Genomic DNA, 26,050 nt, shown 5'->3' with positions numbered 1-26,050 from the left:
TTTCTATTGCGGCACTGATGGGGATTCAGTGCATTCGAAATGCATCAGAAGCGCGTCTCGCGCGCGGCACGCAGGAAGTTATCGAGCACCGGCGTGCAATCCAGAAACTCCGGGCCACCCGCACGGTGAAACTCCGGATGCCATTGCAGACCCATCACGAACGGCGCCTTGCGATAGCGAATGGCTTCCACCACGCCATCTTCCGCACACATCGCCTCCACACTCAGATCGCGCCCCAGCGTCTTGACCGACTGGTGGTGAATCGAATTCACGATGGGCACATCGACCGGGCCGAGCATTTGCGCGAGCGACGAGCCTTCGGGGAAGGTCAGCGTGTGGCGATTGTGCTCGTACGTTTCCGTCACGTGAGGAATCGCTTCCGGCAGATCGGTGGCGATGTCCTGATGCAAGGTGCCGCCGAAGGCCACGTTGATCAGCTGACAGCCACGGCAGACGCCGAGAATCGGCTTGCCCTGCTCGACAAACTCGTGCAGCAGTTCCAGTTCGTACATGTCGCGCATGCGGTCGCCCTGCCATTCGTGACGCGTGGCAACTTCCGAATACGTGAGCGGCGCAACGTCCGCCCCGCCCTGCAACACCAGACCGTCGAGATGCTTCGCGTAATCGTGCAGGCGGATGTGGCTCGGGTGAAGCTGGCCTTGCGTATCCACCGTCGGAATCATGAACACCAGCACGTCGCGCGACATCACCCAGTGCGCGATCGATTCTTCAAGGTATTGCAGCGTTTTGCTGCGCAACCCCTTGTTGCCGGGCTCCGGATGGAAGATTCGCGCGGAGATGCCGATCTTTAGCGTGCGCTGCGTGATGCGCTGACCGGCGCGGTCGTACCACGCGCGAAAACGTGCGCCCATGATGCGTCGCAAGACCGACCACGGCGAATCGCCCGCTTGCAGGTAAGACGGCGCACCGCCCATCGATGCAGGGCTGCCGGGACGCGGCGCGCTCCCGCCGAACGCGGGTTGATGGGGCGGTTCTCCGCCGCCTGAGCCGCCTGAGCCACCTGAGGCACCCGCACCGCCCGACGAGGCAGACGTCGCACCAGTGCCGGTACCGATGGTCCCGCCAGCGCTGCCCACACCGGCGGCCTTGACGTCTTCGCGCGACGCGGCAACCGGAGCACCAATGGGATTGCGATCGGACGCAACTTCAGCAATCGGCGGCTGGCTGGCGGCAGGCGCCGCAGAGGTTGTCGGCGGCGTAGTCGGCGTTGCTGAAGGTGTTGTTGCCGCGCTAGCTGTCGTGGCCGGCGGCGGCTGTTCGGCCCGAGCGTCGGCCGAGGCGCCCGGTTCTGCCTGATGCACTGGACGGGTCAGCGTGTCGGGGTTGGGTGGCATGTCGGCAGAACCTTCTGCCGTGCCGCCCACCGGTTTTCCGGTCGCGCGCGGCGCGGCCGGTGTCGCACCTTCGACGTAGTCGGTCGACTGGGTCGAGGCGCTCGACGAGGTTTCCGGGGTGGCGGGTGTTGCTGGTTTGGCTGCGCTCTTGTTCGCGTCGAGCTCGGGCTTGGGGGGCTGTTGCGGCGATTTCGGATCTTGAGCGTCGGTCATAGTGGCGTTGGATGCGTCCGCTAGGAGGGGAAAAAGGGGTAGACCACGGCGATTGGCAAATTATCCCGCCGCCCCTGTTACGCCGCAATCGCGAAAGCTGCCGTTTCCTCACTTGCCCGGCAGTCACTACCGCAAGATGAAACCGTAGCGATGCAGCGATGTCGAAGTCTTTTGTAACGCGTAGTGCGTGCCCATGCCTATCGGCAAGAAACATCACTTACGCGTATCATTCTCAATACTTTGAACGATGTTATACGACGTTTTCGACATTTGCGTCGGTTAAGCACGCATTTCTGCATAACCACACGGTCTTGACGTTTGTTTTGGGAGTCCGCAAGTGAAACGTTTTCTGCGTCTGTGGCAAGTGGCGCGCCACGATTTCCGTATTCTTTGGCACGCGGTGCGTGACCCGCGCCGCCCGCGCTGGCTGCTGCCCGCCGTGGCGGCACTGGTCGTCTATCTGCTCAGCCCGTTCGACCTGATTCCCGACTTTGTACCGGTTTTTGGCCTGCTCGACGACGTGGTGATCATCGGCATGGTGGTGCACTGGCTGGTCGGGCGCCTGCCCGTCGACGTGCGCGAGGACGCCCGCGCGCATATCTTCACGCAACGCGCCTGAAGGGTCGCTGCGGCGACACCAGCGCCAACGAAAAAGGGACGCCACCGGCGTCCCTTTTCTTTTCTGCACGAAGGCCGGAGGCCCCGATTACGGCATCAGCAGCGTCGAGCCCGTCGTCTTGCGCGCTTCGAGATCACGATGCGCCTGAGCGACGTCAGCCAGCGCATAACGCTGGTTGACTTCGATCTTCACGGTGCCCTTGGCCACCACATCGAACAACTCGTTGGCCGTCGCTTCCAGATCCGCACGCTTGGCCGTGTAGTTGAACAAGGTCGGACGCGTGAAGAACAGCGAGCCGCGCGAGACCAGATCGGCCGTGTTGATCTGCGTCACCGGGCCCGAGGCATTACCGAAGTTCACCATCGTGCCAAGCGGACGCAGGCAGTCGAGCGAACCGATGAAGGTGTCTTTGCCGATCGAGTCGTACACCACGGGCACGCCTTCGCCACCCGTGATGTCCTTCACGCGCTCGACAAAGTTCTCGCGCGTGTAGACGATCGGGTGATCGCAGCCGTGCTGACGCACCAGCGCGGCTTTCTCGTCGGAACCGACCGTCCCGATGACCGTCGCGCCGAGTGCCTTGGCCCATTGGCACACAATCAGCCCCACGCCGCCGGCGGCTGCATGAATCAGGATCGTGTCGCCCGCTTTCACCGGATACGTGCGACGCAGCAGGTATTGCGCCGTCATGCCTTGCAGCATCATGGCGGCGGCCTGGTCGTCGGTGATCGCGTCGGGCAGACGCACCAGCGGTGCGGCGGGCATCACACGCGCCTGCGAGTAAGCACCGCACGGGCGGCTGGCGTACGCCACACGGTCGCCCGGCTTCACATGCGTGACGCCTTCGCCCACGGCTTCGACGACGCCCGAGGCTTCCATGCCAAGCCCGGCGGGCAGCGGCTGCGGATACAGACCGGTACGGAAATACACGTCGATGTAGTTCAACCCGACCGCGTTGTGACGCACGCGCGCCTCACCCGGGCCCGGCTCGCCGACTTGCACGTCCACGTACTGCATCACTTCCGGACCGCCATTCGTTTCGATGCGGATCGCTTTTGTCATCCTCGCTCCTTGATTATTCGGGGGTTTGTTCTGGGGATATCGGTTGCCTGCCGAGCGCGTGACGATCAGGTCGCCAGCGCTTTCGGCTGGGCCGCAAGACGAATGATCAACTGCTCCAGCAACAAGCGAGCCGTCGAACTATTGGTTGCGCACGGCACGTTGTGCACGTCGCAGGCGCGCACGAGCGCATTGATATCGGGTTCGTGCGGCTGGGGCGTCATCGGGTCGCGCAGAAACAGCACCATGTCGACGCGGCCTTCGGCCAGTTGGGCGCCGATTTGCAGATCGCCGCCATGCGGGCCGGAGAGCTTGCGCTCCACGTCGAGGCCCAGTTCCGTGGCGATGCGCCCGCCCGTGGTGCCGGTGGCGACGAGGTCGCACTGGCGCAGCACGTCCACGTAATCGCGCGCGACGGCCAGAATTTCATCTTTCTTCTTGTCGTGCGCGATGAGGGCGATGCGAACCTTCGGTGCGCTCGTGACGGTAGTTACGGTCATGTGGGAAGTCTCTGCCTAGAAAGTACCGGGATAAGCGCCGCCATCGATCAGCACGTTTTGCCCGGTAATGTACCCGGCCTGCGAGCTGCAAAGGAACGCGCACGTCGCGCCGAATTCGTCCGGCTGGCCGAAGCGGCGCGCGGGAATCGCGGCGGCCCGCTTGGCACGGGCTTCGTCCACCGACTGGCCGCTCTTGTCTGCCCACGCTTTCATCGTGCCGGCCAGACGGTCGGTATCGAACGCCCCCGGCAGCAGATTGTTGATCGTGACGTTGTGGGCAACGGTCGTGCGCGACAGCCCAGCCACAAAACCCGTCAAGCCCGAGCGGGCACCATTCGAGAGGCCCAGAATGTCGATCGGTGCCTTCACGGCCGACGACGTGATGTTCACGATGCGGCCAAAGCGGCGCGCGATCATGCCGTCGACGGTCGCCTTGATCAGTTCGATCGGGGTGAGCATGTTGGCGTCGAGCGCGCGAATCCAGTCGTCGCGCTGCCATTCCCGAAAATCGCCCGGCGGCGGGCCGCCCGCGTTGGTCACGAGAATGTCGGGTTGCGCACACGCGGCGAGTGCTTGTGCACGGCCTTCCGGCGTCGTGATGTCGCAAGCGACAGCGGTCACCGTCACGCCCGTCGAGGCGCGGATCGCATCCGCGGCTTCATTGAGTGCCGCCGCCGTGCGCGCGACGATCACCACGTCGGCCCCCGCTTCGGCCAGCGCCTGTGCGCAAGCGCGCCCCAGTCCCTTGCTCGCACCGCACACCAGCGCCGTGCGGCCCTTGATTCCCAGATCCATGGTTCAGCCTTCCAAGTCAGTCGAGAATTCGTGGAAATACGGCCCTGTGAGCCGTCTTGCAGCGATTCTAAGGGAATCGGGAGATAGCCGCTGACGCGCGGCGTGATGGGCCGCATTTCGGGCGCGTGGTGTCGAAAGCCGGACCGCCGTAGCCGGCATCGGCTAAAATCGCGGCCATGCGGGCCACACCGGCCCTGCCTCAGAATGCTGCCATGAAACAAGACAATCGCTTCCCGAATCTCTTCATCTGCGATCACCCGCTGATCCAGCACAAGCTCTCGCACATGCGCGACAAGGAAACCTCGACGCGCACGTTCCGTGGCCTGCTGCGCGAGATCACCTTGCTCATGGGCTATGAAATCACCCGCGACCTGCCGCTCACGACCGAGTCGATCGAAACGCCGATGGTCACCATGGACGCCCCCGTCATCGCCGGCAAGAAGCTGGCCATCGTGCCGGTGCTGCGCGCAGGCGTGGGCATGAGCGACGGCCTGCTCGATCTGGTGCCGTCGGCACGCGTCGGTCATATCGGCGTGTATCGCGACGAGCAACACCGCCCGGTGGAATATCTGGTGCGCCTGCCCGACGTGGCCGACCGCCGTTTCATCCTGTGCGATCCGATGGTCGCCACCGGCTACTCGGCCGTGCACGCGGTCGATGTGCTGCGCAAGCGTGGCGTCGAGGAAGAGAACATTGCCTTCCTCGCCCTCGTTGCCGCCCCGGAAGGCGTGAAGGTGCTGCACGACGCCCACCCGGGTGTGAAGCTGTACGTGGCCTCGCTCGACGAGCGTCTGGACGACCACGCTTACATCATCCCGGGTCTGGGTGATGCCGGTGATCGCCTGTTCGGCACGAAGAACTAAGGCCGGCTCCCCCCGTCAGCGCGCCTTGCGCCGCGTCGCCATCGCTACGCCGATGGCGGCGAGCACCATCCCGCCCCACGCGAGTGGCGGCATGTGTTCCCCGACCATGATCCACGCGGCCAGTGCGGCGGCGGGCGGCACGAGAAAGAACAGCGCCGAGACGCGCGACGCTTCGCCTCTCCGGATCATCGCCAGCAGCAACGAGATGGCCACGATCGAATTGCCGATGACAAGGTAGACGAGCGAGAGGCTGAGTTGCCACGTCCATGAGACGTGCATCGGTTCGAGCCACCATGCCAGCGGCAGCGTCGCGGCAAAGCCCACGGCGTACTGCACGAGATTGGACGTGATCGGGTGCTGCCCGACACCGAAGCGCTTTTCATACAGCGTGCCGCAGGTAATTGCGCCCAATGCGATGAAGGTGAACAGCAGGCCGAGTGCCGACGTCGCCTCCACTGCCGAGCGCGCCACGATCACCAGCGCCGCCCCGGCCAGTCCGAGCCCCAGACCGATCCAGTTCATCCCGCTCACACGCTCGCCGACCAGATGCGGCACCGCCAGTGCCACGAGAATCGGTTGCAGCGACGTAATCAGCGCCACGCTGCCCGCCGAGACGCCAATGCGCAACGCGAGATACGTCATGCTGAAATACAACGCCTGAATCAGCAGGCCGATGACGATGAGATGCCCCCATGCCGCCGCAGTCTTCGGCAAGGGCGGCCGCATCACGATGGCCAGCGGCGCGAGCAACACCAGCACGAGGCCGTAGCGCAGCGCGAGGAACGTGAGCGGATCGGCGTACGCGAGGCCGATCTTGGCGACCGTGAAGCCGACCGACCACAGGAACAGGAAGATCAGCGGCGCGGCACGCAGCCACAGCGGATCGTGGGCAACACCGGTACGCACCGGGTCAAGCGACGTTTTCAGAGACATCGGGAAGCGCAGACTCCTTCATTGTTATTGTTGTAAGGGTGATGCGGACCACCCGCGAGTGGCCGGATTGCTATCAACGATGCATACCGGTGGCGACCGGCGACTGCCGGTAACGACTACCGGCGACGACTACCTACGACGATTGCCGCCGAAGATGCTGCCGAGTACGCCACGTACGATTTCGCGTCCCAACTGACTGCCGATCGTGCGGGCCGTGCTCTTGACCATGGCGTCGATCGGCGTGTCCTTGCGGCTCGAACCGCGCGCGCCGCCAGTGCTGCCACTGCCGCCGCCGAGAAGACCGCCAAGCGAGTCCTTCACCGCGTCGAGCAAACCACCCGAGGACTCACCCCCTGCCGGAGCCGCACCGCCCGGCGTGTCCGGTTGGCGGTTCTCCGTCCGGCCCACGAGCTTTTCATAAGCCGATTCACGATCGACCGCCGTCTCGTAAACGCCCGCGACCAGCGAGTTCGCCATCACCGCCTGCCGCTCTTGCGGCGTGATCGGCCCGATGCGCGAGGCCGGCGGCGCGATATACGCACGCTCCGTCACGGTCGGGCGTCCCTTTTCATCGAGCAGCGACACCAAGGCCTCGCCCACGCCCAGTTCGCCAATGACCTTCTCGATATCGAGTGACGGGTTCGCCCGCATCGTCTGCGCAGCCACCTTCACGGCCTTCTGGTCGCGCGGCGAATAGGCGCGCAACGCATGCTGCACGCGATTGCCCAACTGTCCGAGCACGGTATCGGGCACGTCCACCGGATTCTGCGTGACGAAGTACACGCCGACGCCCTTCGAACGAATCAGGCGAACCATCTGCTCGATGCGCTCCAGCAACGCCTTCGGGGCCTCGTTGAACAGCAGATGCGCCTCGTCGAAGAAGAACACGAGCTTCGGCTTATCAGGGTCGCCCACTTCGGGCAGGCGCTCGAACAGTTCGGCCAGCAGCCACAACAGGAACGTGCCGTAGATGCGCGGCGCGGTGAGCAGTTTGTCGGCGGCGAGAATGTTGACGATGCCGCGCCCTTGCGCATCGGTCTGCATGAAGTCGTCGATGTTGAGCATCGGCTCGCCGAAGAACTTGTCTGCGCCCTGCTGCTCCAGCGCGAGCAACCCGCGTTGGATGGCCCCGACCGACGCGGCCGAGATATTGCCGTACTGCGTGGTGAAGCTCGACGCGTTCTCGCCCACGTGCTGGAGCATCGCGCGCAGGTCTTTGCTGTCGAGCAACAACAGACCGTTGTCGTCGGCAATCTTGAAGACGAGGTTGAGCACGCCGGTCTGCGTCTCGTTCAGGCCCAACAGGCGTGCGAGCAGCAACGGGCCGAGATCGGAGACGGTGGCGCGCACCGGATGGCCCTGCTCGCCGAACACATCCCAGAGCATGGCGGGGCTGCCGTGCCAGTCGGGGGTATCGAAGCCCAGATTGGCGATGCGTTCCTTGAGCTTGGGAGTCTCTGCACCCGGTTGGGTGATGCCAGTGAGATCGCCCTTCACGTCGGCGAGAAACACGGGCACGCCGATATCGGAGAACGCCTGTGCCATGACTTGCAGCGTGACGGTCTTGCCCGTGCCGGTCGCGCCGGTGATCAGGCCGTGGCGGTTGCCCATGGCGGGCAGCAGGCCGAGCAGGTGCTGGTCGTTGCGGGCGATGACGAGCGGTGCCCCGGTTTCATGCGTACCGGCAGCGCCGGAGGATGAGGCGGATTCAACGGGAGATGCAGAGCGGGAAGTAGCGCTTGAAGCAGATGCGGGGGACGGCGACGCTTGCGACGGCGCGGGCTTCTTGGGCATGAGCGACCTCGGCAGTAGACACGGTGCGGGTCGTGACACGGCGCAGCAAACACCCGTGGCACGGTGCGGCGGCATGATAAAATTGCCTCCGATTATAGCGGCAGGTTGCCGCCCGGGCCTCGCAGGCCGAGGGCCATGCCTGTCAAGCGCCCGCTGCCCTTCGGTGGCGGGCGCTCCCGTTTCAAAGGCTGGCCGCGCGGCATTGCGCGGACCAGCGGCATATTCAGCCGCACTGCGGCACGACGGAGAATTTCATGGCGGGTCATAGCAAATGGGCCAACATCAAACACAAGAAGGCTGCGGCAGATGCCAAGCGCGGTAAAGTCTGGACACGCCTGATCAAGGAAATCACCGTGGCAGCGCGTCTGGGCGGCGGTGACGCCGACAGCAACCCGCGCCTGCGTCTGGCCGTGGAAAAGGCTGCCGACGCGAACATGCCCAAGGACAACGTCAAACGCGCGATCGATCGCGGCGTGGGCGGTCTGGACGGCGCCAACTACGAAGAAATTCGCTACGAAGGCTACGGCATCAACGGCGCGGCCGTGATCGTCGACACCATGACGGACAACCGCGTGCGTACCGTTGCGGAAGTGCGTCACGCCTTCTCGAAGTTCGGCGGCAACATGGGCACCGACGGCTCGGTGGCCTTCCTGTTCACGCATTGCGGCCAGTTCCTGTTCTCGCCGGAAACGCCGGAAGACAAGCTGATGGAAGTCGCCCTCGATGCGGGTGCCGACGACGTCATCAGCAACGACGACGGCAGCTTCGAAGTGATCTGCCCGGCCAACGACTTCCAGACGGTCAAGACCAAGCTCGAAGCCGCCGGCCTGAAGGCCGAAGTCGCGGAAGTCACGATGAAGCCGCAAACCGAAGTGGTCTTCACCGGCGAAGACGCCCTGAAGATGCAAAAGCTGCTCGACGCGCTCGAAAACCTCGACGACGTGCAGGAAGTCTTTACCAACGCCGTCATCGAGGAATAAACAAGCATGAAGATTCTGGTTGTCGGCTCGGGTGGCCGTGAACACGCCCTGGCGTGGAAGCTCGCGCAATCGTCGCGCATCCAACTGGTCTACGTCGCCCCGGGCAACGGCGGCACGGCGCTCGACGAGCGCCTGCGCAATGTCCCGATCAGCGATCCGAACGTGCTCGCCGAGTTCGCCATTCGTGAAGGCATCGCCCTCACCGTGGTCGGCCCCGAAGCACCGCTCGCCGCCGGTATCGTCAATATCTTCCGTGCCCGTGGCCTGAAGGTGTTCGGCCCGACGCGTGAAGCGGCGCAGCTCGAATCGTCGAAGGACTTCGCCAAGGCGTTCATGAAGCGCCACGGCATTCCGACCGCCGATTACGAAACGTTTTCCGACGCGGCCAAGGCCCACGCTTACATCGACGCCAAGGGTGCGCCGATCGTGATCAAGGCCGATGGTCTGGCCGCCGGCAAGGGCGTGGTCGTGGCGATGTCGCTGGAAGAAGCGCACAACGCCGTGGACGCGATGCTCGCGGACAACAAGCTCGGCGACGCCGGTGCGCGCGTGGTCATCGAGGAATTCCTGCAAGGCGAAGAAGCCAGCTTCATCGTCATGGTCGACGGCAAGAACGTGCTGCCGCTCGCCACGTCGCAGGATCACAAGCGTCTGCTCGACAACGATCAGGGCCCGAACACGGGCGGCATGGGTGCCTACTCGCCCGCGCCGATCGTCACGCCGCAAATTCACGCTCGCGTGATGCGCGAGATCATTCTGCCGACCGTGCGCGGTATGGAAACTGATGGCATCCGCTACACGGGCTTCCTTTACGCCGGCCTGATGATCGACCCGCAAGGCAATATCAAGACGCTCGAATTCAACTGCCGCATGGGCGACCCCGAGACGCAGCCGATCATGGCGCGCCTGAAGGGCGACTTCTCGGTGGTGGTCGAGCACGCGATTGCCGGCACGCTCGATAAGGTCGAACTCGACTGGGACCGCCGCTATGCGCTGGGCGTGGTGCTCGCCGCTTACGGCTACCCGGATAACCCGCGCAAGGCCGACCGCATCTCGGAGATTCCCGCCGAGACCAGCGATTGCGTGACATTCCATGCCGGTACGCAGTTGGAGAACGACGTGCTGTCGGTCACCGGCGGACGCGTGCTGTGCGTGGTCGGCTTGTCGGACACGGTGCGCGGCGCGCAAAGCGTGGCGTATCAGATGGTCAACCAGATCAGCTTCGACGGCATGCAGTATCGCCACGACATCGGCAACCGCGCCCTCGCGCGCAAGCCGGAAGGCACGGCCTGATTGCGTTGTATTGAGGTGCCGCACTGAGGCACCGCACTGAGGCACCGGCAAGTTGATGCCCCACGGCCCGGACGGCCACAAGTCGTCCGGGCCGTTGTCATTTCAGGCGCGACATTGTTGGAACGTGACGCGTTCGCCACATCGGCATCACATCGGCATCATTTCGTTATCCCATCGGCAAGATTGACAAGCGAAACGCAAATTGGCACGCTGGCAGCGGCGCAACCTGCGTAGTTCCACGATGGAATGCGTGGCAAACGCCCTCGGTCACCCCCCTCCGGCCAGCCTCGGCGGAACCCAGCAGTTTTCCCGACAGATCCCTCGCTCGACGGAGACGCGTATGTTCGACCTCAACAAGCTGGTCAACGATTATCTGGTGCCATTCGGACTGAAGATCCTGATGGCAGTCGTCATCTGGATCATCGGCGGCATCGTCATCAATCTGGTCGCCCGCCTCGTGCGGGCCGCGATGACCCGCCGGGCCATCGATCCCACTCTCGTCCGTTACTCCGAATCGTCGTTGCGCATTGCCTTGCGCATCGCCTTGGTCATCACCATCCTGAGCGTCTGCGGTATCGAGACCACGTCGTTCGCGGCGCTGCTTGCCGCTGCCGGCATCGCCATCGGCGCGGCCTGGTCCGGGCTGCTGTCGAACTTTGCCTCGGGCATCTTCCTGATCGTGCTGCGCCCGTTCAAGACGGGCGACATGATCAGCGCCGGCGGCGTGACCGGCGTGGTCGACGAGATCGGCCTGTTCGTCACGACGATGACCACGGCAGACAACCTGCGCGTCTATGTGGGCAACACGAAGGTGTTCAGCGACAACATCACGGTCTACGACGCCAACGCGTTCCGGCGCGTCGATCTGAGCGCGCAGTTGGCCCATACGGTCGACGTGCAGGACGCCGTGGCGCGTCTCAAGGCGCGTATCGCCCAGATTCCGAACGTGATGAGTGCGCCCGCCGTGGACGTCGCCATTCTGGAGTTCAATCCGGCCGGGCCGGTGCTCGCGGTGCGGCCGTACTGCCACAACCGCGACTACTGGCAGGTGTATTTCGACACCAACCGGGCGATTGCCGAAGTCGGCGGTACGGCGCACTGGCCGGTACCCGCGCCGCGTCAGATCCTCATGCCGCCACCGGCGGATGTGGGCGGCGGCAACGCCAGCGCGAACGCACCGATCATCGGCACGGGCAATGCCGCGCCGGCGGGCTCGCGCCCGAACGCTCCGGCGCCCTGAACTGCGCATTCAACATCGGGACGGCCTTCGCGAACGTCCCGAAAGTCACCTCAACACCTTGATACGGGTCATCCGGGCGGCATAAACGCCGCCCCGGCGCCCCGCCTGACGCCCCTGAACGCCCGCCAGCCGGTACAATCCGTCTATTACCAAAACGGGACGTAGAAGGATGACCGCGAGCACGACGGCGAAAGACGCCGCACAGATGCCGGACACCGGCGCAGTGCGAACTTATCTGCTCGGTCTGCAAGACCGTATTGTCGAAACGCTGGAACGGCTCGACGGCAAGCGCTTTCTCGCCGACGACTGGCAGCGCCCGGCCGACGGCGCGCTGCGTGGCGACGGCCGCACCCGGGTGCTCGACGACGGTGATTTCTTCGAGCGCGGCGGCGTGAACTTCTCCCACGTGGTGGGCGACAAGCTCCCCGGCTCGGCCAGCGCCTCGCGCCCCGAATTGGCCGGACGCGGTTTCGAAGCCCTTGGCGTCTCGCTCGTTCTGCATCCCCGTAATCCGTACTGCCCGACCGTGCACTTCAACGTGCGCATCCTGATCGCGACCGCCCCCGGCGAAGCCCCCGCGTTCTGGTTCGGCGGCGGCATGGACCTCACGCCTTATTACGCATTCGAAGACGACTGCCGGCATTTCCACCAGACCTGCAAGGACGCCCTCGATCCGTTCGGCACCGATTGGTACCCGCGTTTCAAGACCTGGTGCGACGAGTACTTCTATCTGAAGCACCGGCAAGAGCCGCGCGGCATCGGCGGTATCTTCTTCGACGATTTCTCGGGCGGCGGCTTCGAGACCGGCTTTGCGGTCATGCAAAGCGTGGGCGACGCCTTCCTCGACGCCTATGTGCCGATCGTGGAACGCCGCCGCGGCATGCCGTACGGCGAGCGCGAGCGCGATTTTCAGGCGCATCGCCGTGGCCGCTACGTCGAATTCAATCTGGTCTGGGACCGTGGCACGCATTTCGGCCTGCAATCGGGCGGCCGTACCGAGTCGATCCTGATGTCGATGCCGCCGATCGTGAAGTGGCACTACGACTGGAAGCCGGAGCCGGACACCCCGGAAGCCAAGCTCTATACCGATTTCCTCGTGCGCCGCGAGTGGGTGTGAAGGCGACCCACGCATGACCGTCACCTCTCCCGCCGCCCGAGGCCCCAAGCGCATCGGCGTGCTCGGCGGCACGTTCGACCCGATTCATACCGGCCATCTGGCGCTGGGCGCACTCTTTGCCCGCACGCTCGCGCTCGACGAGCTGTTGCTCATGCCTGCCGGCCAACAGCCGCAAAAGCAGGGCAGCACGCCCGCCGTGCACCGTCTGGCAATGACCCGGCTGGCCGCCGAATTGCTGGCTGAAGAGTTGCAACGCACGCATCCGGCCACGCAACTGATCGTGAGCACCCGCGAAATCGAGCGGGCCGGCCCCAGCTATACGATCGATACGCTGCGCGAGTTGCGCGCCGATTACGGGCCGCAAGCATCGCTGTCGCTGCTGATCGGCTCGGACCAACTGGTGCGTCTGGACACGTGGCACGCCTGGCGCGAACTGTTCGATTACGCCCACGTATGTGCGGCGGCCCGGCCGGGTTTCAGCCGCGAAACTGCGTCCCCGCCACTGCGTGAAGTCTTCGCAGAAAGGGAAAAGTCCGCGCTCGGGGTACAATCCACGCCATGCGGCGGCATCCTGATCGACGACTCACTGGCCGTCGACATCTCCGCCACCGAGTTGCGCGCCGCACTGGCGCACGCGACAGACGCAGCCTCACGGCCTGCGAATCTGCCCGAACCCGTGTGGGAGTACATCCGCGCGCAACACCTGTATCGCGCCTGACAAGCCCTAGCGGCCCGCCGTCTCGCGCCCCTGTTTGCCTCTGCTTCACCAAGACAACGCACTATGGATATTCGTAAACTTCAGCGCCTTATCGTCGACGCCCTCGAAGACGTCAAGGCCCAGGACATCAAGGTGTACAACACCGAGCACCTCACCGCCCTGTTTGAGCGCGTGATCATCGCCAGCGGTACGTCCAACCGCCAGACCAAGGCCCTCGCCGCCAGCGTGCGCGACAAGGTCAAGGCGGCCGGCGGCGACGTCATCAGCATGGAAGGCGAAGACGTGGGCGAATGGGTGCTGGTCGATACCGGCGACGCCATCGTGCACATCATGCAACCGGCCCTGCGCCAGTACTACAACCTGGAAGAGATCTGGGGCGAGAAGCCCGTGCGCCTGAAGGCCGCGGGCACCAAGGCCGGTGTCAAGGCCAGCGCCGAAGATGACGGCGAAGCGGAAGACGACGGCGACGACGCCGCCGAAGCCAAGGCACCGGCACGCCGCAAGGCCGCCAAGTAAGACCCGCCGGTTTCGCTGTCATGCGTCTGTACATTCTCGCGGTCGGGCACAGGATGCCCGGCTGGATCGAGACCGCCTTTGCCGAGTACGCGAAGCGCATGCCCCCCGAGCTGCGCATCGAACTCAAGGAAATCAAGCCGGAGCAACGCTCCAACTCCCGCACCGCTGAGACCGTGATGGCTGCCGAGGCGCAGCGCATCGACGCGGCCCTGCCGCGCGGCTGCCGGCTCATCTGTCTGGACGAGCGCGGCACGGACCTCACCACGATGCGCCTCGCCCAGTCGCTCACCGGCTGGCAGCAGGACGGCCGCGACGTCGCCTTCGTCATCGGTGGCGCCGACGGGCTCGACCCGGCCCTCAAGGCCCGCGCCGATACGCTCATCCGCTTGTCCAGCCTCACCATGCCGCACGGCATGGTGCGGGTGCTGCTCGCCGAACAGCTCTACCGCGCGTGGAGCATCAACGCGAATCATCCGTACCATCGGGTCTAGACGCGGGCAAATAAGTCAGAAATAAGTCAAATCCGCTTGTGCAGTGCAACGGCGCGTTGTGTTTGTCTGCGGTCTTCGGCCACGACCACGCCCCGCGCCTACGGGCATGGCGCGCCGGTGAATTCCAATATTCTGTCAATCGCTTGCGAGACGCCGCCATACAACAAACGGTGCTGCACTGCGAGTGGAAAAAACACGACGGCGTGGTAGTCTACGCGGCGCTATACCGTTCGCACCGCGAACAGACAAGACTTCTCGTGAACCACCGGAGATTGGCATGAAGCAACCTTCCCTGCGCACGCTCGCCCTGGCCGGCGTCGGTGCGGCCCTGGCGCTCGGCATGAGCACGTCGGCCCTGGCCGCCACCGAGATCCAGTTCTGGCACTCGATGGAATCGGCTCTCGGCGAGCGCGTCAACCAGATCGCCAACGATTTCAACGCCTCGCAAAGCGATTACAAGATCGTTCCGATCTACAAGGGCAACTACGAGCAGGGCCTGGCCGCAGGCATCGCTGCTTTCCGTGCCGGCAACGCCCCCGCAATTTTGCAGGTGTACGAAGTGGGTACGGCCACGATGATGCAGGCCAAGAAGGCTGTGAAGCCGGTCTGGCAAGTCATGAAGGACGCCGGCGAGCCGTTCGACGAATCGGCTTTCGTGCCGACCGTGGCCAGCTACTACGCCGACAGCAAGACCAATCACCTCGTGTCGATGCCGTTCAACAGCTCGACCCCGGTGCTGTACTACAACAAGGACGCCTTCAAGAAGGCGGGCCTCGACCCGAACACCGCGCCCAAGACGTGGGCCGACGTGAAGGCAGACGCCACCAAGCTCAAGGCCGCTGGACTGTCGTGCGGTTTCACGATGGGCTGGCAAAGCTGGACGCAGTTGGAGAACTACAGCGCATGGCAGGGCCTGCCGTTCGCCACGAAGAACAACGGCTTTGACGGTCTTGACGCCAAGCTGGTCTTCAACGGTCCGCAGCAAACCAAGCACATCCAGTTCCTGGCCGACATGGCCAAGGAAGGCACGTTCACGTATGTGGGCCGCAAGGATGAAGTGACCTCGAAGTTCTACAGCGGCGACTGCGGTATCGCGATGACCACCTCGGGTGCACTCGCCAACATCGCCAAGTACGCCAAGTTCAGCTACGGCGTGGGCATGATGCCGTACGACGCGGACGTGAAGGGTGCCCCGCAGAACGCCATCATCGGTGGCGCCAGCCTGTGGGTGCTCGCCGGCAAGTCGTCGGCCGAGTACAAGGGCGTGGCCAAGTTCCTGAACTACCTCACCTCGCCGGCCGTGGCCGCGAAGTGGCACCAGGACACGGGCTACCTGCCGGTCACCAAGGCGGCCTACGAACTGACCGAGAAGCAAGGCTTCTACGAGAAGAACCCGGGCGCCGACATGGCCATCAAGCAGATGCTCAACAAGCCGCCTCTGCCGTTCACCCGTGGTCTGCGTCTGGGCAACATGCCGCAGATCCGCACGGTGATCGACGAAGAACTCGAAGGCGTGTGGAGCGGCAAGCAAACGCCGAAGGCCGCGCTGGATAAGGCGGTGGCCCGTGGCGACGACCTGCTGCGCCGCTTCGAAAAGTCGGGAAGCTAAGCGCTACCCCGCACACGGCACTGACAGCGATGCACGCGCATTTCGTGCATCGGCCAATATGACCGTGACGTTACAATGACGCCACCCGGCCCGCCCACGCGGGCCGGGTTGGCGTTTTTTTCATTGGTTCAAATCGTTATGGCGCACAACTCAAGAGAACGCCCTCGCTTCGGTACCGGCTGGCTGCCGTACGCGCTCGTCGCTCCGCAGCTATTCATTACCGTCGTGTTCTTTCTGTGGCCCGCGGGCGAGGCCCTGTGGCAATCGACATCGACGCAGGACGCATTCGGGCTCTCCAGCCAGTTCGTCGGCTTCGACAACTTCACCTCGCTCTGGCGCGATCCGCTCTATCTCGCATCGTTTCGGACCACGATGATTTTCAGCGGTCTGGTGACCGTGTGCGGGCTGGTGATCTCGCTGCTGCTCGCCGCCATGGCCGATCGCGTCACGCGCGGCAAGCGCGTGTACCAGACGCTGCTCATCTGGCCGTACGCGGTCGCCCCGGCGATTGCGGCGGTGTTGTGGGCGTTTCTGTTCAACCCGAGTATCGGCCTCGTGACCTACGGGCTCGGCAAACTCGGCGTGGAATGGAACCACGCGCTGAACGGCGGTCAGGCGATGTTCCTGGTCGTGCTCGCGTCGATCTGGAAACAGATCAGCTACAACTTCCTGTTCTTCTACGCCGGTTTGCAGGCGATTCCGCGCTCGCTGGTCGAAGCGGCGGCCATCGACGGTGCCGGTCCGGTGCGGCGTTTCTTCGGGCTGGTGCTGCCGCTGATCTCGCCGACCACGTTCTTCCTGCTCGTGGTGAACCTCGTGTACTCGTTCTTCGACACCTTCCCGGTGATCGATGCCGCCACCGGCGGCGGCCCCGGCCAGTCGACCATGACGCTCATCTACAAGATCTACTCGGAAGGCTTCAAGGGGCTCGACCTCGGTAGCTCGGCTGCCCAGTCGGTGGTGCTGATGGCGATCGTCATCGTGCTCACGGTCGTGCAGTTCCGCTTCATCGAACGCAAGGTGCAATACGCATGATCGAGAACCGTCGCGGCCTGGACATCTTCTGCCACGTCATGCTGGTGATCGGCGTGCTGCTGGTGGTCTTTCCGCTCTACGTGGCGTTCGTCGCCGCCACGATGAACGAGCGCGAAATTTTCAACGTGCCTCTGTCGCTCATTCCGAGCACGCACCTGCTGGATAACCTCAGCACGGTGTGGGGCCGGGGCACGGGCGATTCGGCGATGCCGTTCGGCCTGATGCTCGGCAACAGCCTGCTGATGGCACTGGTCATCACGATCGGCAAGATCTCGGTGTCGATTCTGTCGGCCTTCGCCATCGTGTATTTCCGCTTCCCGCTGCGCAACTTGTTCTTCTGGCTGATCTTCGTCACGCTGATGCTGCCGGTGGAAGTGCGTATTTTCCCGACGGTGCAGGTGATCTCGAGCCTCGGGCTCATCAACAGTTACGTCGGTCTGACGGTGCCGCTGATTGCATCGGCCACGGCCACGTTCCTGTTCCGGCAGTTCTTCATGACGCTGCCCGATGAACTCGTGGAAGCGGCGCGCATCGATGGCGCCGGCCCGATGCGCTTCTTCGTGGATGTGGTGCTGCCGCTCTCGAAGACGAACATCGCGGCGCTCTTTGTCATCACCTTCATCTATGGCTGGAATCAGTACCTGTGGCCGATTCTGGTGACCAACGCCCCGTCGATGACGACGGCCGTGGTGGGTATCAAGAGCATGATCGGCAGCGGGGATACCGCCACGCAATGGCAGCTCGTGATGAGCGCCACGCTACTCGCGATGCTCCCGCCGCTCGCTGTAGTGCTGCTCATGCAGCGTTGGTTCGTGCGCGGTCTGGTCGATTCGGAAAAGTAATCATGGCAAATCTCAAACTCCATAGCGTCAAGAAAACCTACGACCAGACGAACTACATCCTGCACGGTGTCGACATCGATATCCAGGACGGCGAATTCGTGGTCATCGTCGGCCCGTCGGGCTGCGGCAAGTCGACCCTGCTGCGCATGGTGGCCGGTCTCGAATCGGTCAGCGAAGGCAGCATCCTGATCGGCTCTCAAGTGGTGAACAAGCTGGAGCCGAAGGATCGCAACATTGCGATGGTGTTCCAGAACTACGCGCTGTATCCGCACATGGATGTGCGTCAGAACATGTCGTATGGCCTGAAGATTCGCGGCATCGACAAGAAGACGATCGAAGAGCGCGTGCTCGCGGCCGCGAAGATTCTCGAACTCGAACCGCTGCTCGCACGCCGTCCGCGCGAACTCTCGGGCGGTCAGCGCCAGCGCGTGGCCATGGGCCGCGCCATCGTGCGCGAGCCGGCCGTGTTCCTGTTCGACGAGCCGCTCTCGAATCTGGATGCGAAGCTGCGCGTGCAGATGCGTCTGGAAATTCAGCGCCTGCATCGCCGCCTGAAGACGACCAGCCTGTACGTCACGCACGATCAGGTCGAAGCCATGACGCTCGCGGATCGCGTGATCGTGATGAACAAGGGCTACGCAGAGCAGATCGGCACGCCCTCGGATGTGTACGAGCGCCCGGCGTCGTTGTTTGTCGCCAGCTTCATGGGCTCGCCCGCGATGAACCTGCTCAAGGGCCGTGTGGATACGGAAGGCCGCTCGTTCCAGGTGGATGGCGGTGGCCCGTCGCTGCGCCTGCCGCCCACGAGCATGGCGCACGCCAATCGCGAACTGGTGCTGGGCGTGCGTCCGGAGCATCTGGTGCCGGCGGAACAGCCGAACGGCATCGGCGCCTTCGCGGCGCAAACGAATGTCATGGTCGATCAGCTCGAACTGCTGGGTGCCGATAATCTGGCACACGGCCGCTGGGGCGATCAACACATCACCGTGCGTTTGCCGCACGAGCTGCGTCCGGCGGCAGGCACGGTGGTGCCGCTGGCCATCTCGGCAAAGGCACTCCACCTGTTCGATCCGTCCACCGGCAAGCGAGTCGAAGCATGAGCGAAAGCGCAACGCCTTCTCATTTGTGGCGCGCGTGGCCGTATCCGCGCATCGTGTCTCATCGGGGGGGCGGCAAGCTGGCCCCCGAGAACACTTTGGCGGCGTTCGAGACAGGCGCCTCGCTCGGCCTGCAAATGGTCGAGTTCGACGCCAAGCTCTCGGCGGATAACGTCGTCTTCCTGCTGCACGACGATACGGTCGATCGCACCAGCAACGGCCACGGTGCCGCCGCGCAGATGACCTACGACGAGATCGCGAAACTCGACGCCGGCGCCTGGTTCGACGAGCGCTTTGCCGGGCAGGTGATGCCCACGCTGGCACAGGTCGCGGAGCGCTGTCAGGCGCTCGGTCTCGCCGCCAACGTCGAGATCAAGCCCTGTCCGGGGCGGGAAGTCGAGACGGGCACGCTCGTCGCACAGGCCGTGCAAGCGCTGTGGCCTGCACACGGCCTGCCGCCGCTGCTCTCGTCGTTCTCTTACGAGGCCCTCGAAGCCGCCGCCAAGGCCGCCCCCGAGTTGCCCCGTGGGATGCTCTACGAGGCTGTGCCGGCCCACTGGCGCGATGACGCGAAGGCGCTTGCCACCGTGTCGCTGCACGCCAGCCATAAACACCTCGACGGCCCGCAGGTCGCCGAGATCAAGGCGGCCGGGCTGCAAATGCTGGTCTATACGGTCAACGATCCGGCCCGCGCCCGGGAGCTGGCCGCTTGGGGTGTCGATGCCATCTGCACCGATCGCATCGACCTGATCGGCGCTGATTTTCTCGCCGACGCCTGAGGATTGGTGGTTGGGGGAGAAGTTCTCTCTCCCCCTGAAACTGGCGGGCGGGGGCGCAAGGCGGCATAATAGGGCGTTCCCTTCGCCCAGCCTACCAAGCGGCCCGGTGCAGCCCGAATTCCCTTTCGAGCGCCGGGCTGGACGATTTCAAGCCAAGCCGCCCATGCCGTATATCTATCTCGCTTCGCAAAGTCCCCGCCGTCAGGAGCTGCTGCACCAACTCGGTGTGCGTTTCGAACTGCTGCTCCCCTCCGCCGACGAAGACGCCGAAGCGCTCGAAGCCGTCCTGCCCGGTGAACCGCCCGACAACTACGTCCAGCGCGTGACCCGCGCGAAAGCCGAAGCCGCCATTGCCCGGCTCGCCCGCGCCGGCCTGCCCGACGCCCCTATCCTCGCCGCCGATACCACCGTCTGCCTGGACGGCACGATCCTCGGCAAACCGTTCGACGACGCCGATGCCCGCGCGGTGCTCTCGCGTCTTTCCGGTACGCGCCACCGTGTGCTCACCGCCGTGGCGGTGTGTACGGGGGATCAGATTCGTCAGGCGGTGAATATCTCGCATGTCTGGTTCCGGCCGCTGCGCACGGAAGAAATCGAACGTTACGTCGCGTCGGGCGAAGCCATGGGCAAAGCCGGCGCTTACGGTATTCAAGGCAAGGCCGCCGAATTCGTCATGCGCATCGACGGCAGCTATTCCGGCATCATGGGCCTGCCGCTCTGCGAAACCGCTGCGCTGCTGCGACAAGCGGGCGTCGACTTCTGACGCGTACCGAATTCCCAAGAATTTGAGTCTGGTCGACACTTTATGAACGAAGACATTCTGGTCAACATCACGCCGCAAGAGACGCGCGTAGCGCTCATGCAAATCGGCGCGGTGCAGGAGCTGCACATCGAGCGCACGCTGTCGCGTGGCCTCGTGGGCAACATCTATCTGGGCAAAGTCGTGCGGGTACTGCCCGGCATGCAATCGGCATTCATCGATATTGGTCTGGAGCGCGCCGCGTTCCTGCACGTGGCCGATATCTGGCATCCCCGCACGAGCAACGATACGTCGGTGCCTCACCCGCAACCGCCCATCGAAAAGACGGTGTTCGAGGGCCAGACGCTGATGGTGCAGGTCATCAAGGACCCGATCGGCACGAAAGGCGCACGGCTGTCGACGCAGGTCAGCATCGCCGGGCGCACGCTGGTGTATCTGCCGCAAGAGCCGCATATCGGCATCTCGCAGCGCATCGAGAGCGAAGCGGAGCGCGAAGCACTGCGCAGCAAGATTCAGGCGCTGGTGCCCGCCGACGAAAAGGGCGGCTTCATCGTGCGCACGATCGCGGAAGACGCGGCCGATGCGGAGCTGGCCAACGACATCGCCTATCTGCGCAAGTCGTGGCAGACCATCGGCGAACAGAGCACGCGAGTGCCGGCGCCTTCGCTGCTGTATCAGGATCTGAATCTGGCCCAGCGCGTACTGCGCGACTTCGTGCACGAGGAAACCGGCAAGATTCTGGTCGACTCGCGCGAAACGTTCCAGAAGCTGGCCGACTTTGCCGCCATTTACACGCCGGCCGTGTTGAGCAAGCTCACGCACTACACGGGCGAGCGGCCGCTGTTCGATCTGTACAACGTGGAAACGGAAATCGAGCGCGCGCTCTCGCGCCGCGTAGATCTGAAGTCGGGCGGGTATCTGATGATCGATCAGACCGAAGCGATGACGACGATCGACGTGAACACCGGCGGCTATGTCGGTGCGCGCAACTTCGACGACACGATCTTCAAGACGAATCTGGAAGCGGCGCTGATGATCGCGCGCCAGCTGCGCCTGCGCAATCTGGGCGGCATCATCATTATCGACTTCATCGACATGGAAAGCGCCGATCATCGCGACTCCGTGCTCGCCGAACTGAAGAAGGCACTGTCGCGCGATCGCACGCGCATCACGGTGAACGGCTTCTCGCAGCTCGGGCTGGTGGAGATGACACGCAAGCGCACGCGTGAATCGCTGGCCCACGTGCTGTGCGAGCCGTGCGCGATTTGTCAGGGCAAGGGGCAGGTAAAGACGCCGCGCACGCTGTGCTACGACATCCTGCGCGAAATTCTGCGCGAGTCGCGCCAGTTCAATCCGCGCGAATTCCGTCTGATCGCGTCGCAGGAAGTGGTGGACCTGTTCCTCGAAGAGGAATCGCAACACCTCGCCATGCTCATCGACTTCATCGGCAAGCCGATTTCGTTGCAGGTGGAATCGTCGTTCCACCAAGATCAGTACGACATCATCCTGATGTAATCACCCTCGCGCGCGTCGCTCTCTCATGCCCTACTCCAACTACGACAATCTGGCGGCATCCAGCGAGGCGCTCGACAAGCACGCGGTTGCGCGACATTCGACCTGGGTCAGTATCTGGGTCAATGTCGTGCTCACCACGGCGCAGATCGTGATCGGCATCTTCGCCCGCTCACAAGCCTTGATTGCCGACGGTATCCACTCGTTCTCGGACATCGTCTCCGATTTCGTGGTGCTGGCCGCCGCACGCGGCAGCGCCCGGGCACCGGACGCGGATCACCCCTACGGCCACAGCCGCTACGAGAATGCTGCTTCGCTGTTTCTCGGCGCCATTCTGCTGGTGGTCGGTGCGGGCATGCTGTGGCGCGGCGTCGAGCGCTTGCTTCATCCGGAAGAAATTCCGGAAGTCCACGCCATTGCGCTCGCGGTGGCCGTGCTCGTGCTGGTCTGCAAGGAAGGGCTTTTTCGCTACATGCTTCGCGCGGCGCAGCGTGTGCGTTCGGCGATGCTCGTTGCCAATGCGTGGCATGCGCGCTCTGACGCGCTGTCGTCGCTGGTGGTGGCGTGCGGCATTCTGGGCAATCTGGCCGGCTACCGTCTGCTCGATCCGCTCGCGGCAGCGCTCGTCGGCCTGATGATCGGCCGCACGGGCTGGAAATTTGGCTGGAACGCGTTGCAAGACCTGATCGACCGCGGCGTAGACGACGCCACGATGGTCGACATCCGGCAGTATTTGCTCAATACGCCGGGGGTGCGCGCCATCGACATGCTGCGCACGCGTCGCATGGGCGACGAGATCGTGGTCGACGTGCACGTTCTCGTCGATGCGCGGCTGTCGGTGTCGGAAGGTCACTACATCGCGGAACAAGCGCGGGCAGCGGTGATGAACGTGCCGCAAATTCTCGATGTGCTCGTACACGTCGATCCCGAGAGCGATACGAAAGGCACTGCCTTGCAGCAGTGGCCAGCACGCGCGGCGATCGTCGCCGCCGCCGAAGTGCTTTGCCGGGCAAACGCGTTGGCGCTGCACGACGTGAAGCTGCATTACATCAACAACGGGCTGGAAGCCGACGTGATCGTGGAGGGGTTGCATGAACCGGCAACGTCCACGGAGCCCGCGGTGCAGGGCGACGCCTGTGGCGAATATGCGTCGCAAACGGTCGCCGATGCGCTCGCGGCGCGCTTCGGGCTGCGTCACGTGAGAGTGCTGCGCGTCACGGGCGAAACTACTACCGTGTTGTCGACAGCGACGGTCGAACCTGTGTAGCGCACGCCGGCAGACGCGTGAAAAACAAAAACGGCGCTGTCTCAGCGCCGTTTTTTTGTGCCGTCACGCGAACCACAAGCTTAGTCTTCGTGCTTGTAGTCGGCGAACAGCATGCCCTGCTTGTCCTTGTCCGACACGAGCGGCGTGATGCCGTCGAGGGGCCAGGGAATGGCCAGCGACGGATCGTCCCAGCGAATGCAGCGCTCGAACTGCGGCGCCCAGTAGTCGGTCGTCTTGTAGAGCACTTCGGCGTTCTCCGACGTCACGACAAAGCCGTGCGCAAAGCCCGCAGGAATCCACAACTGCTTCTTGTTCTCTGCGCTCAGCACCTCGGCAACCCACTTGCCGAAGGTCGGTGAACCCTCACGAATATCGACGGCCACATCGTAGATCTCGCCCTGCAACACGCGCACGAGCTTGCCCTGCGGCTGCTTGACCTGATAGTGCAGGCCGCGCAGTACACCGCGCGCCGAGCGCGACTGGTTATCCTGAACGAACGAGAACGTGCCGCCAAGCAACTCATTGAAGCTGCGTTGGTTGAAGCTCTCGAAGAAATGACCACGCGAATCGCCGAACACCTTGGGTTCGATGACGCACACAGCCGGAATGGCGGTCGGAGTGACTTGCATAACGGTTACCGGTAGCTATCAGGAGTCGGCGGCGAACGGGCGAACGGCCCCGTTCGACACTCAGGAAATTCAGAACACGCGCTCGCGCAACATCGCAAGCAGATACTGGCCGTAACCGTTCTTCGCCAACGGTTGCGCCAGTGCTTCGATCGCAGCGGCATCGATCCAGCCGCGGCGATAGGCGATCTCCTCCGGGCAGGCCACCTTCAGACCCTGACGGCTTTCGATCGTCTGGATGAAGGTGCTCGCCTCGAGCATCGACTCATGCGTGCCGGTGTCGAGCCATGCATAACCGCGTCCCATGATCTGCACGTTCAGCTTGCCGCGACGCAGATACTCGTTGTTGACGTCGGTAATTTCCAGCTCGCCGCGCGGTGACGGCTTGATCGAGCGGGCGATGTCGATGACGTCGTTGTCGCAGAAATACAGGCCCGTCACGGCGTAGCGCGACTTCGGCTCTTTCGGCTTTTCGACGAGTTCGATGGCTTTGCCGCTGTCATCGAACGTCACCACGCCATAGCGCTCCGGGTCATGCACTGGATATGCAAACACCGACGCGCCGTCGGTTTGCGCGTTCGCGGCCGACAGCAGACCTGCGAAGTCGTGTCCGTAGAACAGGTTGTCGCCGAGCACCAGCGCGCACGGATCGTTACCGATGAAGTCCGCACCGATCAGGAAGGCCTGCGCGAGACCGTCCGGCGAGGGCTGCACGGCGTACTGAAGATTCAGGCCCCACTGGCTGCCGTCGCCAAGCAGTTGCTCGAAACGCGGCGTGTCTTGCGGGGTCGAGATGATCAGGATGTCGCGAATTCCCGCCAGCATCAGCGTGCTGAGCGGGTAGTAGATCATCGGCTTGTCGTACACCGGCAGCAACTGCTTCGAGACGGCCAGCGTGGCCGGATACAGTCGCGTGCCGGAGCCGCCGGCGAGAATGATGCCCTTACGTTTGATGCCCATACGTGCCTCGTTCTTATTTCTGATAATGCGTTTCGATCCAGCGCTGATACTCGCCCGACAGCACCTGGCGCACCCACTCACCATTGGCGAGATACCACTGCACCGTCTTGCGCATGCCGGTCTCGAAGGTTTCGGCCGGACGCCACCCCAGTTCGCGCTCGAGCTTGCGGGCGTCGATGGCGTAACGGCGGTCATGGCCCGGGCGGTCGGTCACGAAGGTGATCTGATCGACGTACGACTTGCCGTCGGCGCGCGGCGACAATTCGTCGAGCAGCGTGCACAGGTGCTTCACGACCGACAGGTTGTTCTGCTCGTTCCAGCCACCCACGTTGTAGACCTCGCCCAACACGCCCTTGGCAAGCACTTCGCGAATCGCCGAGCAATGGTCGCCAACGTACAGCCAGTCGCGCACGTTGCTGCCGTCGCCGTAGATCGGCAGCGGCTTGCCGGCCAGCGCATTGGCAATGACCAGCGGAATGAGCTTCTCGGGGAATTGGTACGGACCGTAGTTGTTCGAGCAATTCGTCGTGAGCACCGGCATGCCATAGGTATGGTGATACGCACGCACCAGATGGTCTGAACCGGCTTTCGACGCCGAGTACGGGCTGTTGGGCGCGTATGGCGTGGTCTCGGTAAACGCGGGGTCGGTCGGGCTCAGCGAGCCGTAGACTTCATCGGTCGACACATGCAGGAAACGGAACGCGTCGCGTGCGTCGCCGTCGAGCGTGCCCCAGTAGGCGCGCGCGGCTTCGAGCATCGTGAACGTGCCGACGATGTTGGTTTGCACGAACTCACCCGGGCCATGAATCGAGCGGTCGACGTGGCTTTCCGCCGCGAAATGCAGCACGGCGCGCGGACGATGCTCGGCATAGAGCCGGTCGAGCGCAGCACGATCGCAGATGTCGACCTGCGCGAAACGATGGCGCGCATCGTGTTCGAGACTCGCCAGATTGGCCAGATTGCCGGCGTAGGTGAGCTTGTCGATGGTCACCACCGTCTCGTCGTTTTGCGCCAGCCAGTCGAGAACGAAATTTGCACCGATAAATCCGGCGCCGCCAGTCACGAAGATCATGAGTA

At 63.8% G+C, this 26,050-nt stretch carries 26 protein-coding genes; 17 read left to right on the top strand and 9 right to left on the bottom strand.

The features are described 5' to 3' along the window. Nucleotides 1–44: 44 nt before the first annotated feature. Nucleotides 45–1,568, bottom strand: a complete 1,524-nt coding sequence (locus CDV44_RS25825; protein WP_249277718.1) for a gamma-glutamyl-gamma-aminobutyrate hydrolase family protein — start codon at nt 1,566–1,568, stop codon at nt 45–47. A 337-nt stretch (nt 1,569–1,905) separates the two neighbouring features. On the opposite strand from CDV44_RS25825, the gene CDV44_RS25820 reads away from it, so the two are divergent. Continuing rightward, nucleotides 1,906–2,187, top strand: a complete 282-nt coding sequence (locus tag CDV44_RS25820; RefSeq protein ID WP_058375709.1) for a YkvA family protein — start codon at nt 1,906–1,908, stop codon at nt 2,185–2,187. A gap of 87 nt (nt 2,188–2,274) precedes the next feature. Here the strand turns inward: CDV44_RS25820 and CDV44_RS25815 are convergent, their stop codons facing one another. The 3 genes from CDV44_RS25815 to CDV44_RS25805 form a co-directional block, all read right to left on the bottom strand. After that, nucleotides 2,275–3,249 (bottom strand): quinone oxidoreductase, encoded by a 975-nt coding sequence (locus tag CDV44_RS25815; protein ID WP_087691457.1) that lies wholly within the window; start codon nt 3,247–3,249, stop codon nt 2,275–2,277. A gap of 65 nt (nt 3,250–3,314) precedes the next feature. Beyond that, nucleotides 3,315–3,746: a methylglyoxal synthase gene (locus CDV44_RS25810; RefSeq protein ID WP_087691456.1), complete on the bottom strand. Its 432-nt coding sequence runs from the start codon at nt 3,744–3,746 to the stop codon at nt 3,315–3,317. A 15-nt stretch (nt 3,747–3,761) separates the two neighbouring features. Further along, complete coding sequence (locus tag CDV44_RS25805; protein WP_087691455.1) at nt 3,762–4,541, bottom strand: SDR family oxidoreductase; 780 nt, start codon at nt 4,539–4,541, stop codon at nt 3,762–3,764. Between the two features lie 212 nt (nt 4,542–4,753). Between CDV44_RS25805 and upp the strand changes: the two genes are divergently transcribed. Then, complete coding sequence (upp, locus tag CDV44_RS25800) at nt 4,754–5,404, top strand: uracil phosphoribosyltransferase (RefSeq protein WP_058375713.1); 651 nt, start codon at nt 4,754–4,756, stop codon at nt 5,402–5,404. A gap of 15 nt (nt 5,405–5,419) precedes the next feature. On the opposite strand, the gene CDV44_RS25795 is transcribed toward upp, so the two are convergent. Together CDV44_RS25795 and CDV44_RS25790 are read right to left on the bottom strand one after the other, a co-directional pair. Beyond that, nucleotides 5,420–6,337 carry a DMT family transporter gene (locus CDV44_RS25795; RefSeq protein WP_058375714.1) on the bottom strand — a complete coding sequence of 306 codons (918 nt, stop codon included), beginning with the start codon at nt 6,335–6,337 and terminating at the stop codon, nt 5,420–5,422. 129 nt (nt 6,338–6,466) lie between these two features. Next, nucleotides 6,467–7,948, bottom strand: coding sequence for a helicase HerA-like domain-containing protein (locus CDV44_RS25790; protein ID WP_249277736.1), 1,482 nt, complete (start codon nt 7,946–7,948; stop codon nt 6,467–6,469). A 437-nt stretch (nt 7,949–8,385) separates the two neighbouring features. Between CDV44_RS25790 and CDV44_RS25785 the strand changes: the two genes are divergently transcribed. From CDV44_RS25785 to CDV44_RS25715, 15 genes are all read left to right on the top strand, one after another. After that, nucleotides 8,386–9,111, top strand: a complete 726-nt coding sequence (locus CDV44_RS25785; protein WP_058375716.1) for a YebC/PmpR family DNA-binding transcriptional regulator — start codon at nt 8,386–8,388, stop codon at nt 9,109–9,111. A gap of 6 nt (nt 9,112–9,117) precedes the next feature. Further along, a complete protein-coding gene (purD, locus tag CDV44_RS25780; protein WP_087691453.1) occupies nt 9,118–10,404 on the top strand; it encodes a phosphoribosylamine--glycine ligase in 1,287 nt (428 codons plus the stop codon). Nucleotides 10,405–10,744: 340 nt separating this feature from the next. Next, nucleotides 10,745–11,644, top strand: coding sequence for a mechanosensitive ion channel family protein (locus tag CDV44_RS25775; protein WP_249277717.1), 900 nt, complete (start codon nt 10,745–10,747; stop codon nt 11,642–11,644). 169 nt (nt 11,645–11,813) lie between these two features. After that, entirely contained in the window at nt 11,814–12,761 is a 948-nt protein-coding gene (gene hemF, locus CDV44_RS25770) for an oxygen-dependent coproporphyrinogen oxidase (protein WP_087691452.1), read from the top strand. Between the two features lie 13 nt (nt 12,762–12,774). Next, nucleotides 12,775–13,479, top strand: a complete 705-nt coding sequence (locus CDV44_RS25765) for a nicotinate-nucleotide adenylyltransferase (RefSeq protein WP_087691451.1) — start codon at nt 12,775–12,777, stop codon at nt 13,477–13,479. Nucleotides 13,480–13,542: 63 nt separating this feature from the next. Continuing rightward, nucleotides 13,543–13,995: a ribosome silencing factor gene (gene rsfS, locus CDV44_RS25760; protein ID WP_087691450.1), complete on the top strand. Its 453-nt coding sequence runs from the start codon at nt 13,543–13,545 to the stop codon at nt 13,993–13,995. Nucleotides 13,996–14,015: 20 nt separating this feature from the next. After that, complete coding sequence (gene rlmH / locus CDV44_RS25755) at nt 14,016–14,486, top strand: 23S rRNA (pseudouridine(1915)-N(3))-methyltransferase RlmH (protein ID WP_087691449.1); 471 nt, start codon at nt 14,016–14,018, stop codon at nt 14,484–14,486. 277 nt (nt 14,487–14,763) lie between these two features. Beyond that, nucleotides 14,764–16,095 (top strand): sn-glycerol-3-phosphate ABC transporter substrate-binding protein UgpB, encoded by a 1,332-nt coding sequence (gene ugpB / locus CDV44_RS25750; protein WP_087691448.1) that lies wholly within the window; start codon nt 14,764–14,766, stop codon nt 16,093–16,095. A gap of 138 nt (nt 16,096–16,233) precedes the next feature. Further along, nucleotides 16,234–17,130, top strand: coding sequence for a sn-glycerol-3-phosphate ABC transporter permease UgpA (gene ugpA, locus CDV44_RS25745; protein WP_058375724.1), 897 nt, complete (start codon nt 16,234–16,236; stop codon nt 17,128–17,130). Continuing rightward, nucleotides 17,127–17,972: a sn-glycerol-3-phosphate ABC transporter permease UgpE gene (gene ugpE / locus CDV44_RS25740; protein WP_058375725.1), complete on the top strand. Its 846-nt coding sequence runs from the start codon at nt 17,127–17,129 to the stop codon at nt 17,970–17,972. The genes ugpA and ugpE overlap by 4 nt, the downstream gene beginning before the upstream one ends. Nucleotides 17,973–17,974: 2 nt before the next feature. Beyond that, a complete protein-coding gene (locus tag CDV44_RS25735; protein ID WP_087691447.1) occupies nt 17,975–19,072 on the top strand; it encodes a sn-glycerol-3-phosphate import ATP-binding protein UgpC in 1,098 nt (365 codons plus the stop codon). Beyond that, entirely contained in the window at nt 19,069–19,848 is a 780-nt protein-coding gene (gene ugpQ, locus CDV44_RS25730; RefSeq protein WP_087691446.1) for a glycerophosphodiester phosphodiesterase, read from the top strand. Before CDV44_RS25735 ends, ugpQ begins: the two co-directional genes overlap by 4 nt. 163 nt (nt 19,849–20,011) lie before the next feature. After that, complete coding sequence (locus tag CDV44_RS25725) at nt 20,012–20,611, top strand: nucleoside triphosphate pyrophosphatase (protein ID WP_087691445.1); 600 nt, start codon at nt 20,012–20,014, stop codon at nt 20,609–20,611. Between the two features lie 42 nt (nt 20,612–20,653). Then, nucleotides 20,654–22,123, top strand: coding sequence for a ribonuclease G (rng, locus tag CDV44_RS25720; protein WP_058375729.1), 1,470 nt, complete (start codon nt 20,654–20,656; stop codon nt 22,121–22,123). Nucleotides 22,124–22,148: 25 nt separating this feature from the next. Continuing rightward, nucleotides 22,149–23,387 (top strand): cation diffusion facilitator family transporter, encoded by a 1,239-nt coding sequence (locus tag CDV44_RS25715; protein ID WP_087691444.1) that lies wholly within the window; start codon nt 22,149–22,151, stop codon nt 23,385–23,387. 80 nt (nt 23,388–23,467) lie between these two features. On the opposite strand, the gene rfbC is transcribed toward CDV44_RS25715, so the two are convergent. From rfbC to rfbB, 3 genes are all read right to left on the bottom strand, one after another. After that, nucleotides 23,468–24,016, bottom strand: a complete 549-nt coding sequence (gene rfbC / locus CDV44_RS25710; RefSeq protein WP_087691443.1) for a dTDP-4-dehydrorhamnose 3,5-epimerase — start codon at nt 24,014–24,016, stop codon at nt 23,468–23,470. A 69-nt stretch (nt 24,017–24,085) separates the two neighbouring features. Then, complete coding sequence (gene rfbA / locus CDV44_RS25705; RefSeq protein ID WP_212677150.1) at nt 24,086–24,973, bottom strand: glucose-1-phosphate thymidylyltransferase RfbA; 888 nt, start codon at nt 24,971–24,973, stop codon at nt 24,086–24,088. Nucleotides 24,974–24,986: 13 nt separating this feature from the next. Then, entirely contained in the window at nt 24,987–26,045 is a 1,059-nt protein-coding gene (rfbB, locus tag CDV44_RS25700; protein ID WP_087691442.1) for a dTDP-glucose 4,6-dehydratase, read from the bottom strand. Between the last annotated feature and the right edge of the window lie 5 nt (nt 26,046–26,050).

Origin of the sequence: Pandoraea sp. PE-S2R-1 (assembly GCF_002179865.1) — a bacterium.
Taxonomy (GTDB): domain Bacteria; phylum Pseudomonadota; class Gammaproteobacteria; order Burkholderiales; family Burkholderiaceae; genus Pandoraea.
This window is presented reverse-complemented; position numbering and strand designations above follow the sequence as displayed.